Origin of the sequence: Neolewinella litorea (assembly GCF_004803465.1) — a bacterium.
Lineage (GTDB): Bacteria > Bacteroidota > Bacteroidia > Chitinophagales > Saprospiraceae > Neolewinella > Neolewinella litorea.
This window is the reverse complement of sequence record NZ_SRSF01000007.1, coordinates 1-14015: the sequence shown is the minus strand read 5'-3', so window position 1 is coordinate 14015 and position 14015 is coordinate 1. Positions and strand designations below refer to the sequence as shown.

The 14015-nt window shown below is 63.4% G+C and carries 9 protein-coding genes; all 9 read right to left on the bottom strand.

Annotation, left to right across the window (positions count from 1 at the left end):
- Positions 1-8: 8 nt before the first annotated feature.
- Positions 9-788, bottom strand: a complete 780-nt coding sequence (locus E4021_RS13925) for a ThuA domain-containing protein (RefSeq protein WP_136459982.1) — start codon at positions 786-788, stop codon at positions 9-11.
- A 92-nt stretch (positions 789-880) separates the two neighbouring features.
- Positions 881-2344, bottom strand: coding sequence for a RagB/SusD family nutrient uptake outer membrane protein (locus tag E4021_RS13920; RefSeq protein ID WP_136459981.1), 1464 nt, complete (start codon positions 2342-2344; stop codon positions 881-883).
- An 11-nt stretch (positions 2345-2355) separates the two neighbouring features.
- Positions 2356-5337 (bottom strand): SusC/RagA family TonB-linked outer membrane protein, encoded by a 2982-nt coding sequence (locus E4021_RS13915; protein ID WP_136459980.1) that lies wholly within the window; start codon positions 5335-5337, stop codon positions 2356-2358.
- 25 nt (positions 5338-5362) lie between these two features.
- Positions 5363-6754, bottom strand: a complete 1392-nt coding sequence (locus E4021_RS13910; protein WP_136459979.1) for a glucoamylase family protein — start codon at positions 6752-6754, stop codon at positions 5363-5365.
- Positions 6755-6811: 57 nt separating this feature from the next.
- Positions 6812-9511 carry a T9SS type A sorting domain-containing protein gene (locus tag E4021_RS13905; RefSeq protein WP_136459978.1) on the bottom strand — a complete coding sequence of 900 codons (2700 nt, stop codon included), beginning with the start codon at positions 9509-9511 and terminating at the stop codon, positions 6812-6814.
- Between the two features lie 31 nt (positions 9512-9542).
- Complete coding sequence (locus E4021_RS13900; protein WP_136459977.1) at positions 9543-11417, bottom strand: glucoamylase family protein; 1875 nt, start codon at positions 11415-11417, stop codon at positions 9543-9545.
- A 294-nt stretch (positions 11418-11711) separates the two neighbouring features.
- A complete protein-coding gene (locus tag E4021_RS13895; RefSeq protein WP_136459976.1) occupies positions 11712-11900 on the bottom strand; it encodes a hypothetical protein in 189 nt (62 codons plus the stop codon).
- 571 nt (positions 11901-12471) lie between these two features.
- A complete protein-coding gene (locus E4021_RS13890; protein ID WP_136459975.1) occupies positions 12472-13371 on the bottom strand; it encodes a DDE-type integrase/transposase/recombinase in 900 nt (299 codons plus the stop codon).
- 28 nt (positions 13372-13399) lie between these two features.
- The coding region (locus tag E4021_RS13885; RefSeq protein ID WP_211097026.1) for an integrase core domain-containing protein at positions 13400-14015 on the bottom strand (616 nt) is incomplete at its 5' end.

The window sequence follows — 14015 nt, the reverse complement described above, 5'->3', positions numbered from 1 at the left end:
GTCCCCGCCTACTTTTTGGTCTTCAACCCGTGCCCGGTAGCGGCCCAGTAGATGCCGCCGTAGAGGTGCTGGAGGAAGAAGTCGTCCTGGTAGGTATCGTCGATGTGGCCCAGAGCGGTGTAGAAGGCGCGGCCGCCGTCGTACTCGTGGTACCAGGCCAGGGGATGGAAATCACCCATGCCCTCGCTGGCGTTCTCTCCCCACTTCACCTTGGCGTCGTAGGTCGACTCATCCACCGTCAGGATGTAGTTGAGGTCCTCCACGGTGGCCTCCTGGAAATCGTACCACTCGTCGGTCCACAGCATGCGCTCGGGCCAGCGCTCGAGGCCGGGGAAGTCGGGGTCGACGACCTCAAGCATGGCGGTCTGGTTGCGGGGGTGGATCTTGAACATATGGCCCACCAGGCGGGTGTACCAGGGCCATTCGTACTCCGTGTCGGAGGCCGCGTGGATGCCCACGTAGCCCTTGCCCGATTGGATGAACCGCTCGAAGGCAGCCTGCTCCTCGTCGGTGAAGATGTCGCCGGTGGTGCTCAGGAAGATCACCACGTCGTAGTTCTCCAGCGCCTTGTCGCTCAGCGGGATGGCCTGCTGCTGGCGGTCGAGCTGGAACTCGTGCCGTCGGGCCAGGGCCTGGAGGGCGGGAATACCGGCGGTGATGGAAGGATGGTGCCAGCCGGCGGTCTCGGTGACCAGCAGGGCCTTGAATTGCTGGGCCTCCAGGGAAGCGGTGGCCAGCAGGAGGAAGCAGAGCGCCAGCAGGGGCGCGGAGAAGGATCGACGTTGCATCCTGCCAAGGTAAGCAGTCAGCCATAAAAAAGAAGCGGGAGCGCAATCCATTGTTTGCGCTCCCGCTCCGGGGATGGCGGTGTGGGGCAGGACTAGTTGTAGCCGGGATTCTGCACCAGGGCGCCTTCACTGAGGTCAATCTCCGTCTGGGGGATGGGGAAGAGCTCGTTTTTGTTCTGGGTGAAGCTGGGCCGCAGGGGCTTCATCACCTCGAAGGAGCGGTCGGTGCGCACGAGGTCGAACCAGCGGTGCTGTTCCAGGGCCAGTTCCACGCGGCGCTCGTGCCAGATAGCCTCGCGGAGTTCCGCCTGGTTCGTGGTGGTCACGTCGGGCAGTACACTCGAGGAGGTGCCGCGGGCGCGGGCGCGCACCATGTTGAGGTAGGTCAGGGCTTCCTCCGGCCGGCCGATCTCGTTGAGGGCTTCGGCGGCGATGAGCAGCACGTCGGCGTAGCGCAGCACCCGGATGTTGCCGGGGCCGTTGCCGTTGCCGCCGGGGTGGTCGCTTACGTAGGCCTTCTGGTTGAAGCGCTCACCCACGATGTTGGGGTCGCCCTCCACGATGCCGGAGCCGTCGGGCAGCACCTCACCGACGTAGAGGATGGTGGCGTCGCGGCGGGGGTCGCCGGGCTCGAAGGCGGCGATGAGGTCGTCGCTGGGCCGGTTGAAGCCCCAGCCGAGGTTGGGCACCCCGCGCACGCCCTGCACTTCGTTGTACTGGGTACCGCCGCCGCCGATCTCGAAGGCGGCCGCCTGTACCTCAAAGACGCTTTCGCTGCTGTTCTCCCCGTCCATCGTGAAGATGCCGGCGAAGGTGGGGTAGAGGGCGTAGCGGCCGCTGTTGATGACGGCCAGCGACAGGTCGGCCGCCTGCTGGAAGTTGCCGCGCGTCAGGGCCACCTTGGCCAGCATGGCGCGGGCGGCGCCGCTGGTGGCACGTCCGACGTCCGCCCCGCCGTAGCTCGCGGGCAGGGCCTCGATGGCCGCCTGGAGGTCGGATTCGATGAGGGCGTACACCTCAGCTTTCGGGGCGCGGGCGATGGCGAAGTCCGTCGGGAAGGGATCGAGCAGCAGGGGCACGTCGCCGAACCACCGCACGAGGTTGAAGTAGAAATAGGCCCGCAGGAATCGCGCCTCGCCCAGCAGCCGCGTCCGCAGTTGCTCGTCAATTTCCGGTACTTCCGGCAGGTTCTCGATGGCCAGGTTGGCCCGGAAGATGCCGGTGTAGTAGCCGCTCCACACGCTGGCCGGGGCCACGTTGGTGGGGGTGTAGGTGAACTGGTCGATTTCTTCCAGGAAGAAGCCGTCGGAGGTGAAGCTGCCCTTGTCGGAGTCGTCGCTCACGATATCGGTCATGCCGATGAAGCTGAAGACGTGGGTCTCCCACGACCGCAGCTGGTTGTAGACGGCGTTGACCGACTGCACCGCCTGTTCCTCGGTTTGGAAGAAGTTATCCAGCGTGTATTCGCCCTGGGGCGTACGGTCCAGCACGTCGGTACAGGAAGCCAGCAGCAGCGCGAGGCAGAGAGAGGTGATGATCGTTTTCATGGTTTGCATAGCTAGGGTCCTTAGAAGGTGATGTCGAGGCCGGCGGTCAGCGTCCGGGCGATGGGGTAGATGGTTCCGCGGTCAATCCCGTTGTCGAAGACGGAGCCGTTGTAGATCTCGGGGTTGTAGCCGCTGTATTCCTGCGAGGTCACCAGGTTGGTGCCGCTCACGTACACGCGCAGCGACTGCATCCGCAGCCGGTCCGTGAGGTCAGTGGCGAAGCGGTAGGCCAGGGTGACGTTGCGCAGGCGGAGGTAGGAGCCGTCCTCTACGTAACGGGAGGAGAGGGTTTCAAAGTTCTGCCCGGCGATGGTGATCCGGGGATCGGTCAGGCTGCTGCCCGGCCCGGTAAAGCGGTCGAGGAAGCGGTCCTCGTAGTTGTAGGCGCCGAAGCGGGCCATCTGTTTGGCGTTGATGACCTCGTTGCCGAACTGTCCGGTCAGGTCGAAACTGAGCTCCAGTCCGGAATAGGCCACCGAGCCGTTGATGCCCAGTATCATGTCCGGGATGGCCGAGCCGAGCACTACGCGGTCTTCCGCGGCCGTGATCACCCCGTCTCCGTTTTGGTCGCGGAAGCGCAGGTCGCCGACTTGCTGGTTGCCGAGCTGGGCGAACTGGTTCAGCTCCTCTTCACTCTGGAAGACGCCGTCGAGTTCGTAGCCGTAGAAGGAACCGGCGGCAAAGCCCACGCGGGAGTTGGTGCCAAGTTGTCCGCCGACGCCGAGTCCGCCGCCAAAGAAGTTCTCGGTGTTCCCGTCAAGGCGCAGCACTTCGTTGTGTACGAAACTGGCGTTGCCGCCCAGGCTGTAGCGGAGAGCGCCCGTGCCGGCGCGCCAACTGGCCGAGAGGTCGAGGCCCCGGTTCAGCACCTCGGCTACGTTGCGGACGGCCGGATCGGCCCCGATGTAATCCGGGATCGGCGCCCGGAAGAGGATGCCGCTGGTCACCTTACGGTACAGGTCAGCCTCAAACAGCAGTTGGTTGTTGAAGAAGCCCACCTCGAGGCCGACGTCGGTCTGGGTGGTTTCCTCCCACCGCAGGTCGGGATTGGCCAGGCTCGTCAGGCTCGCTCCGGGCAGCAAGACGGGGTTGTTGCCGAAGACGGCCCCCAGTCCGTTGGCTACGCTGGGCACGTACTGGTAATCTCCGATGCGGTCGTTGCCGGTCTGCCCCCAGCTGGCGCGCAGCTTCAGGCGGCTGATAATGCCGTCGGCGTTCCAGAATTCTTCCTGGCTGACGTTCCAGCCCAGGCCCACCGAGGGGAAGAAGCCGTACTGGTTGTTGGCGCCGAAGCGGCTGGAGCCGTCCACGCGGCCCGATACGGTGACCAGGTAGCGGCCGTCGAATACGTAGTTGAGGCGGCCGAGGTAGCTCACCAGTCCCCAGTCGCCGCCGGATACGCCGCCGGAGTTGGAAGCGGTGGTGACGTCGCCGGAGTTGAGGTAGTAGAAGGAGGGGTCGCTGCCCACCAGGCGCTCGCGGCTCCCCTGGATGAACTCCCCGAAGTTGTCCTGGTAGGTGAGGCCCACCACCCCGTCGAGGTGGTGCACGCCGAAGTTGTTGGCGTAGCTCAGGGTGTTCTCCCACAGCCAGTTGCGGCGGTAGGCGTTGAAGACGCTGATGTCGCTCTCCTCGTTCTGCTGGCTGGCGCTGACGCGGAAGGCGGGCACGAAGTTGCGGTTGCGGTCGTAGTTGAAGTCCAGGCCGAAGTTGGTGCGGAAGGTGAAGTCCTCCAGGAAGGTGACGTCGGCGTAGGCATTGCCCACCGCGCGGTAGGTCTGGCTCCGGTCGTTGCTGTAGAAGATGGAGGCCAGGGGGTTGCCGGTATTGCCGATGGCGCTGGCGTCGCCGAAGTTGCCGTCCTCGTCTTGCGGTACGGTGATGGGGTCGGCGCGCAGGGCAGTCAGCAGGATGTTGCCGGTGCTGATGTTGTCGGAGGTGTTGTAGCCCAGACTGAGGTTGCCGGCCACGTTGAGCCAGTCGGTCACTTGCCGGCTGTTGTTGAGGCGGGTGGTGAAGCGGTCGTAGGCCGAACCCCGAATGATGCCCTCCTGACGGTAGTAGTTGGCGCTCAGGTTGAAGGTAGAGCGGTCGCCGCCCCCCATGAAGGAAAGCTGGGCGTTGTAGATCGGCGCCCGCTGGAAGATGACGTCCTGCCAGTCGGTGCCCTCCCCGTACTGCTCGGGGTTGGCGAAGCGGGGCTGGCGGCCCTCGTTCACGTCGGCCTCATTGATGAGGGTGGCGTACTCGGTGGCGTTGAGCAGGTCGATGGTGCGCACCACTTCCTGGGTGCCCGTGTAGGCGCTGACGTTGATGCTGCCCTCACCGCCGCCCTGCTTGGTGCTGATGATGATGACGCCGTTGGCCCCCCGCGCGCCGTAGATGGCGGTGGCCGAGGCGTCCTTGAGCACCGAGACGCTCTGCACGTCCTGGGGGTTGAGGAAGGAAATGTCGTTCAGGATCATCCCGTCCACCACGAAGAGCGGGTTGGCGTCGTTGAGGGTACCCACCCCGCGGATGCGGAAGACCGCGTCGGCCCCCGGTGCCCCGGAGCCGGGGATGATCTGCAGTCCGGATACCTTGCCCTGCAGCGACTGCCCGAGCGACTGCGTGGGGATGTCGGTGAGCTGCTCGGATTCCACCACGCTGACCGCGCCGGTGAGGTCGTCCTTCTGCTGGATGCCGTAGCCGATGACCACCACCTGCTGCAGCACCTCGCTGGCTTCGCTCAGGTTCACGTCGATGGTCGACCGGCCCTGGATGGCCACCAGGCGGGGGGTGAAGCCGATGTAGGAGAACGAAAGGGTATCGCTGCCCGCGGGCACGGTGAGTTCGTACCGGCCGTCGAGGTCGGTGATCGTACCGGTGGTGGTACCGGCCACCTGCACGCTCACCCCGATCAGGGGCTCCGTCCCGCCGGTGACGACGCCGCTGACGGTCGTCTGGGCCACGGCCGCGGCGCACCAGAGCAGGGTGAACAGGGAGTAAATTATCTTTTTCATAATACGTTGTTGTTCGGGGTTATCCTTATCCCTCCAGCCAGCCGCCGGTGAAGCCGGCGCGTTCGAGCCCGCGGCGGATATAGGGGTTCTTTTTCATCAGCTTCCACACCAGCTCCGAGCGGTGGTTCTCGATCTGGATCAGGATGGGTCCCTGGTCGATGCCCAGGTAGTCGGTGTCGTACCAGCCGCCGGCGTTGCCTTCGCCGAAGGTGTAGGTCAGGTTGAAGGCGTCCTTGAAACCGTACTGGCCCACCAGACTGTCGTACTGGGTGGTCCACATGTGCTCCAGGGCGGCCAGGCACTCCTCGGGGGCGAAGGGCACCGAGCCCCCGGCGGCGGTGGGCGCGATGGTGCCGTCGTCGATGACGTGGTCGGCCGAGGCACCGCGGGCGCGGTAGGTGTAGAACTTTACCGGGCGGCCGTCCACGAGGGTGTCCAGTCCGGCGGGTCCGTCGCAGGCCGTCAGTCCCCACTGGTTGGGGCCGTAGCCGACGAAGTTGTCGGGGTTGTCGATGCAGTAGGCGCGGTTGCTCAGGGTGCCCTTGCGGCTGTTTTCGAAGTAGTCGCTGTCGTGCTCTCGCATGTACGCGTCCTGGATGCCGCGGAAGTCTATGTACATCTGGCTGTACTGGTGGCCGAAGAGGGGGCTGAAGTTGAGGTGGTCGTAGCCCTTGAATTCGGCCCATTCGTAGCCTTCCGACCAGCGTTCCCAGGCGTCGTCGGGCAGGGGGTGGGTGGGGCTGCCCATGGCCAGGACGAGCAGGATCATGGCTTCGTTATAGCCTTTCCATTCGGCGGGGATGAATCCGCGGTCGGGGCGCCAGCCCATGCTCATGCGGCCCTGTTCGTTGAGGCTCCAGTCCCACTCCACGCGGCGGTAGAGGCTGTCGGCCAGCTCGCGGATGCGGCGCTCGTCGGGGTTGTTGCCGTCGAAGTAGCTCTGGGCGGAGAGGATGCCCGCTATCAGCAGGCCGGTATCGATGGTCGACAGCTCCACGTCGCCGTAGCGCAGGGCGTCGTCGTTGTTCAGGAAGTGGTAGAACAGTCCCTTGTAGCCGGCTACGCCACTGGCGGCGGGGCCCTGGGGCAGCGACCAGAGTTTCTCCAGCGTCAGTCGGGTGCGTTCGGCCGCGGCGGCGCGCGTCACGTATCCGCGTTCCACGCCCACCAGGTAGGCTGTCAGCCCGAATCCGGTAGCCGCAATGCTGCTGAAGCGCTCCGTGGGCCAGCGGTCGGGGATCTGGTAATTGTCGGGCAGGGCCGTTTCCCAGAAGTAGTGGAAGGTCCGGCGCTGCAGCTCGTCCACGCTGAAGGCGCGCTGGGCTTCGGCCGAATCGGCGGCGCCCCCTTCGTTGCCGGCAGTGGGGGTCTGGCAGGCGGCGAGCATCAACAGCAGGGCCAGCGGTAAAAGTCTCATGTTTCTATGTTTAAAAACCTCCGGAGGGCGGGCCCTCCGGAGGTTCTGTGGGGTCAATTAGCGCTTGACCACGATGCTGCGGGCCAGGGGCAGTCCGCTGCGGTCGTGTGCGGTCAGTACGTAGGTGGCGGCCGGCAGATCGGCCAGCGGCCATTGCACCTGCGTACGCGCCCCCTCGACTACGAGCTGCTTGACGGGCTGGCCGAGCATGTTGGTGAGGGTGAAACGGACGGCACCGTTGGGGTTTTCGACCGTCAACTGGTTGGTGATCGGGTTGGGGTATACGCGCAGCGCGTCCAGCCGGACCGGCGTGAAGATGCCGGTGGTGTTGGCGCAATCGCCACTGCCTACGGCGATGTCGTCGAAGTAGTGGGTCTGGGCGGCTTCCGGCACTGCGGTGTTGTTCGGGATCAGGGTGATGCGGTTGTAGCTGGCCCCGTCGGGCAGGGCGCTCATGTCGAAGGTGAGTTCCTGCCACTCGCCGGGGGTGGTGTAGTCGGCCACCACGTCGCCGCTGCCCGGAGCACCATCGATGCCCTGTTCGAGCTTGAAGACCACGGAGCCGGCTACCGGCATCCACATCTTCATGGTGATCATCTTCTGCCCGCTGGAGAGCACCAGGGGAGCGTCGAGGTCGGCGAACATGCCGGCGAAGGTCTCACCGTTGGGGGCCTCTTCGAAGGTGCCCACGGTTTCGCTGGTGTTGATGCCGCTCTGGTCGGGGTTCTCGGAGATGATGAAGTCGTTGCCTTCAAAGTCTCCGTTGGCGAAGTAGCGCCAGCCGACGAGGGTGAAGTCTTCCGTCTCGAAGGTGGTGATACAGCTGTTGACGTAGGGGGAACGCGTCAGCCGCAGGTTGTCGAAGTAGTAGGTATTGACCGCGGCGTTGTCGCCTCCGGCTCCGAAGAACAGGACCAAGCGGGTGTAGCCCATGTCTTCGTAGGGGCTCAGGTCAACGGTGTAGGTGTTCCACTCCTCGGTGGAGGGGATATCCTGGAAGATCTCCGCGGCCGCAGCGCTGCCGCCTTCGAGCTTGAAGAGGATCTGTCCGTCGACCGGGGCCCAGATGTCGACCTTCAGCTGGTTGTTCAGGCTCAGGTCGATGGCACCGTCGAAGTCGATCGCCAGTGCGTTAAAGGCACCGGGCTGGTCGTCGAAGGCACCCACCTTGGTGCTTTTGTTGGGCGAGTCGTTGCCGCCGTCGGGGTTGTTGATCACCGATATCCATTCGCCGCCGACGGAGTAGTTGGCGTTGCGCTGGCACTCGAAGTCATCCAGGATGCGGGGGTCGGTCTCCACGTCGGCGCAGGCGTCCACGGTGCTCTCGCCCTGGGTCAGGTTGTCGAAATAGTAGGTGCCGGTGCCCGTGGTATTCGGGGCGAAGATCAGGGAGATGCTCTCGAAGTCGGTGACGTCGGCGAACTCCTCAAAGTTGAAGCTCAGCGTCTGCCAGCTCTGCCCGGTGGCGGCGGTGGCGTCGGTGCTCTTGCGGCCCTCGGTGGGGCTGAAGAGCTGCATGGTCACCACGGTGTTGTCGTCGGGGGCCCACACGTCCAGGTTGAGCTGGGGGTTGCCGCTCAGGTCCAGGCCGCTGGGCAGCATGGCGTTCAGGGTGGCGAAGGGGGCTGGGCCTCGGGTGTAGGAGCCTACGGTGGCGCTGCTGTTGCCCTCGGTGTCGGGGTTTTCGATGGCGCCGTTGAAGGTGCCGTTGTTGCCGCCGGCCGTCCAGGTCAGTTTGGCGCCGTCCTCGAAGTCCTCAATGGCTTCGGCCGCCGGGGCGGGGGTGATGGTGATGTCGTCGATGTAGTAGATGTCGCCCTCGGCGTCGTCTACGCCGACGTTGAGGAAGAGCACGAGTTTCTTGTGGTTGGCGTTGGACTGGTCGCTGAAGTTTGCGCAGACCTCCGTCCACGTTTCCGTCTCGGAGACCATGACCCGCACTTCCTTGTTCGGTGAGCTGCCCCCCTCCAGTTTAAAGAGGATCTCCCCCGCTACCGGGGCCCATACTTTCATGCAGACCAGGTTGTTGACCGACAGGTCGATGGCGTCGTCGTAGTCGATCACCAGGGCGTGGAAGGCACCGGCTTGGTCGGTGTACTGCCCCACGCTGTCGCTGGTGTTGATGCCGCTCTTGTCGGGGTTGACGATGACCATAATATCGTTGAAGCCCGGTACGCCGTAGCTGGCGTTACGCTGGCACTCGAAATCGTCGATGATCGTCGGGTCCATCACGGTACCCGCGCACGGTCCGGCAGGGCTCACCGTGAAGTTGTCGAAGAGGTAGGTGTCGCCGCTGTCCTCCACTCCGTCGTCGAAGAAGAGGATGGCGCGGGTCGGCTCCAGGTCGGACGAACCGCTGAAGTCGAAGGTGTAGGTCCGCCAGACGTTGGCCGTGGGGATGTTTTTCTTTATTTCCGCGTTCCCTTCGGGGCCTTCCAGTTTAAGGATGAAGCTGGTGGCCGCGCCGGCGTAGATCTGGATGCTGAAGCGGTTGTTGGTGCTCAGGTCGAGGGGGGCGTCGAAGGTGCCCACGAAGAGACTGAAGGCTCGGTCGTCGGCCTTGGTATAGGAGCCCACGTTTTCGCTGGGGTTGATGCCCGTGGTATCCTCGGGGTTTTCCACGACGCCGTTGTAGGTGCCGTCGATGGCTTCCCAGGTGACCATTGAGGTACCCTCGAAATTTTCCAGCACGGTGGTTTGCGCGCTCAGGCCCAGGGCCGTGGCACAACCGAGAAGAAACAGTAAAAGTCTTTGCATGATGTGTTGATTTATAGAGCGAAAAAGAAAATTAGCGGGTGATGAGCCACGGGAGGGTGAAGCTTTCGCCCCGGCCGGTGACCATCAGGTAATATAAGCCCTGCGGAGGGCGCGTGCGCGGGTGCAGGGAGAATTTGTGTGGCCCGCCCGGCAGGTTCGTTGGGCCGGCGAGGGTTTCCAGGGTGCGGCCGTTCACGTCCAGCAGGTGCACGCTCACGGTCTGGGGGCGGGCCAGCGAGAGTTGCAGGTAGGCGGCCCCGTCGGCGGTGGCCGGATTGGGGTACACAACCGGGCGGTCGACGAGGAAGTCGGGCAGGGCAACCACGGCGGTGGTACTGTCCTCCTCAAAGCCCACGGCGTCGAGGGCGGGGGCGATTTCGGGGCTCGACATGAAGAGGTCCCAAAGCAGTCCGCTGCGGTAGTTCTCGATCATGACGATGATGGGCCCCTGGTCGATGGCCAGGTAGCTGTCGGCGTACCAGTCCTGGTCCAGGTTGAAGGCGTCGTAGAATCCGTAGGGACCCCAGGTGCGGTCGCCCAGTTCGCGGTACATGTGTTTCAGGGCCGTCAGGCTCTTCTCCGGGGTGTAGGGCATGCTGCCCAGGGCGGCGGTGGGGGTGATGGTGCCGTTGTCGAGATTAGGACTGTCGGGGGCGTGGGCCAGGTAGCCGTTCGGATCGTCGCTGGCGGTGAGGCCCCATACGCCGGGCCCGTAACCCTCCCGGTTGTAGGGGTTATCCTGGGCGTGCTCGTAGTTGATCAGGGTGTGGTTGGTGTTGCGGACGAAGTAGTTGGCATACTGGTCGCGCTTGCCGCGGGGGTCGAAGCCCAGGTAGCTGTAGTGGCTGAAGAACAGCGGACCGCCCTTGCCCGAGCCCACCAGCAGGGGGATGCCGTAGTAGCTGGCGTCGGTAGTGTAGTTGCCGCCCGCCCAGCCCGTGTGGTAGAGGGAGGGGGCGATGCGGTGGGCCGGCGTCGGCGCGGCCACGCCCAGCAGGTAAACGATGTGGGTCTCGTTGAAGCCGCGGATGGGCAGGTTGATCTGGAAGTCGTGGTTGGACGACCAGTGCCAGTAGAGCACGTTGCCTACCTGCTTGCGGTACCAGCTCCAGTTGACGCCGGACCAGAGCTGATTGACGTTCTCCCGCAGCCGCACCTCCTCGGGGCTGTCCCCGTCGAAGTACTGCCGGCTGGTGAGCAGCCCCTGGATTAAAAAGGCGGTTTCCACCAGGTCGCCGCCGTCGTCGAGCGGACTGAAGGGCACCACCGCCCCCGTGGCCCCGTTCATCCAGTGGGAGAAGGCCCCCTTGAAGGTGGGTACGGTGGTGAGGAAGTCCACGATCTTGTTGGTGCGTTCCAGGGCCTGCTCCCGGCTGATGAACCCACGCTCGGCGCCCACGATCAGGGCCATGAGGCCGAAGCCGGTGCCGCCGCTGGTCACCACGCTGGTGGTGTTGCGCTCGCGGGCCATGCCGGAGACCGGGTGGCCGAATTCGTAGAAGTAGCGCAGGGTGTACTCCTGCACCATGTCCAGCAGGGCCGAATCGCTCATCTCGTAGGTGGCGGCCGCCACCGTATCGGAGGGCTCGCCCAGGCGGCCGTCGCGGGTGATGGCGCGGAGGAAGTAGCGGGTGGTGACGTCGAAGTCCCCCACGAAGTGGATGTATCGGTTTTGCAGGCTGCCCGTGCCCAGGACGGCGAACTCACCCCCCTCCGCAGCGCCGTAGACGCGGACGCTCTCCACGGCGGGGTTGCCCGGCTGCTCCCAGTTCAGTTCCACGTGGTGGTCGTAGGCGGTGGCCACGAGACCGCCGACCGGTCCGGCCTGGGCAAAAAGTCCGGCAAGGGGCGTCAACAGGAAAAAACAGGCTAACCACCACCGGGGCGCGGGTAAAGAATTCGACATATTATAAGGATCGACTAAGCGTTAAGAGCTTGTTTGGGCTTTACCATTCGAACTGCAAACGGCCCCTTTTCGACTGTCCTTCGTTGCTGAAAATGGCTTCGTAGCTGGGCTACGATCCACTTTCAGCGCCTCGGCCACCCAAAAAGTGACTCGTTTTCGATCAGAAGAGCAAAACCCAAACAAGCTCGTAAGTGTGCAGGATATAACCCACACTTGGTTCACCAAAGTTCTCTCCCAATCCCTTTAAAACCTGGAAATCTGCGTTACCACAACTACGCCATGTGCAAGATTTTCTCAGAGATCGGGCAAATGCTGCTTGAGGTTGTCGTTATTTTCCACCTTGCGGTTGGTGACGGGGAGCAGCAGGGTGTCTCCGGTCGTGTCGCCCGGTAGGATGGACTCGAGCTCCTCCACGGGCAAATCCTCCAGCTCCAGCAGCCCCCTACCGCCGCGCGAAGGACTGGAAGACCACCGTCCCCTCACCAAGGAACTCGATGTTCCAGATCTGCTGCTCCCGCGCCGGCAGCCGGGCCGAGAGGGATACGTAGTCGCCCAGCCCTACCCCACTCTTGGAGCCAATAGCCGAACTCCCCGTAGCCTCCCACGTACAATCGGTCGCCGCACCAGGCCACGGCCCGCACCGTGGGCCGCCCGGGCAGCGGGAGCACCCTGTTCGTTCAGTCCGGTTTAGCGGAACACCCCGCCGGAATTGGCCTCGTAGAGCACCCCGTCGGGCGACTGGGCGACGGCCCAGTTCTGACTGCCCGCCCCGTAGTCCTCCTAGGAAAAGCTGGTGGTGTGCGGCGTCAACACCGGCAGCCCACCCCCCACCGCATCACCGGCCGCCAGCGGGGCGGACAGGAAGAACAGGCAGCATAGAAGGATAAAACGGAACACGGAAACGGGACGGAATTGGCGAAGGGCCGCAAAATTACCGCTTCCCGGGGGAGGCGTGGGGGGAATCCGGGGATTGGTCCGGGGGTTTGCTGGTTGCTGGTTGCTGGTTGCTGGTTGCTGGTTGCTGGTTTGTCCGTGCCTAATATAGCTTGACGGATTAGAGTAAATGATTAGGCGGGAACAGGTCTAGCTGCCCGGTATTGTTAATTATCTGCGTATTCTGTTCGGTGTACACGTGTACACTTGGCCGGTCTTGGGGCTGGCAGCTGCGCAGCCATACTTCGTATTCCAGGGGGGCCATGTTCAGGCTGCTGTGGAAGCGCACATTGTAGTGATCGCAAGCTTTGGTCACCAGGGCATCAAAGTCGCCTGGTCGCTGCAAGGTCCAGTGGCGCAGGTAGTCGTTCTTGATGATGCCGTTCACCCGTTCGGCGTGTGCGTTCTCCAGCACGGTGGCGCACATACTCACCCGGATGCCGTGGTCCTCCAGCAACCCAGTGTAGACGGCGCTGGCGTACTGGCTACCCCGATCTGAGTGATGGATCAGCCCCTGGGCGTAGTCTTGGATGCCCCGTAACGTCAGCGCCCGGCGTAAGGCCTGGGTAAACAGTTCGGCCCGCATATGATTGCCCCCGGCGGCTCCCACGATGCGGCGTGAGACCACGTCCATGATCAGTACGACGTAGAGGTGCTGGTCGCGCCAGGGGAAGTAGAACAGGTCGCTTACCCACACCTGGTTAACCGTACTAAAGCGGCCATCCACCAATAGGTTGCCGTAGCGAGAACTGCGTACGGCTACGGTAGTGCGACCAGGATTGGCCGGTACGTGGAGGCGGTAGCCTTCCTGGAGCCCCAGGGCGATGAAGGCATCGCGGCCAATGCCCTCGGGTTGCAGGTGGTGGAACATTTTCCGTAGGCCCATAGCTGGGTGTAACTGCCGCACCTGCGCAATCATGCCGGTGTACACGTTGTGCAGCGTCGCCTGATGATCCAGTCGCTGGCCCTGATCGAAGTGCGCCTGACGGGTGATGCCGTAGTAAGCGTAAACCTGACTCATGGGGTAGGGCCGCTGGTTTGCCCCCTTATTAATCGGACTTTCGTACAGTTCGGGTTACCGATAGCTGCGGTTGTGTATTGGTGACGGGCCCGTTCACCTTATTTTCTACCCGCTCATCGGCTTCGAGCCGAGCAGCGGCTAAGCGAGATGCAGCCTCCTGCTTCAGGTTCCCCGATAGCAGGTAGCGTGGTTGTTTGAGCTTAAAGATATTGCGACCGCGCTTATCCCTGCTCCTTACGACCTGATTTTGCTGCCACGCCTCCCAAAATAGCGCTGGTGGCAGCATAGCGATTGCTGTATGCACCCGGCTATTGTTGTACTTCTCGTAGAAGATCGTCAAGCGCTGCTCCAGTTGCGACAACGTCCAGAATGTGTCCCCTTGGGTAGCCCGGCTGAGGATGGAATGAAAGCTCTCGACGTGTCCATTTTCCTGCGGGGTGTAGGGGTGGGTAAAGACCTGGCAAAGGTGGTTGTCGTAGAAGAACTCGCGCAGTTTGGCCGCCAGGAACTGCGGTCCATTATCGCTTCGGATTTCGATATGGACTCCTTTGGCCAGTAGATTTTCCTCCTGAAGAAGCCCTTCGATGATACGCTCCCAAGCGGCCCTGACTTGAGTCCACTTCATACTGTAGCCCACCTGCCAG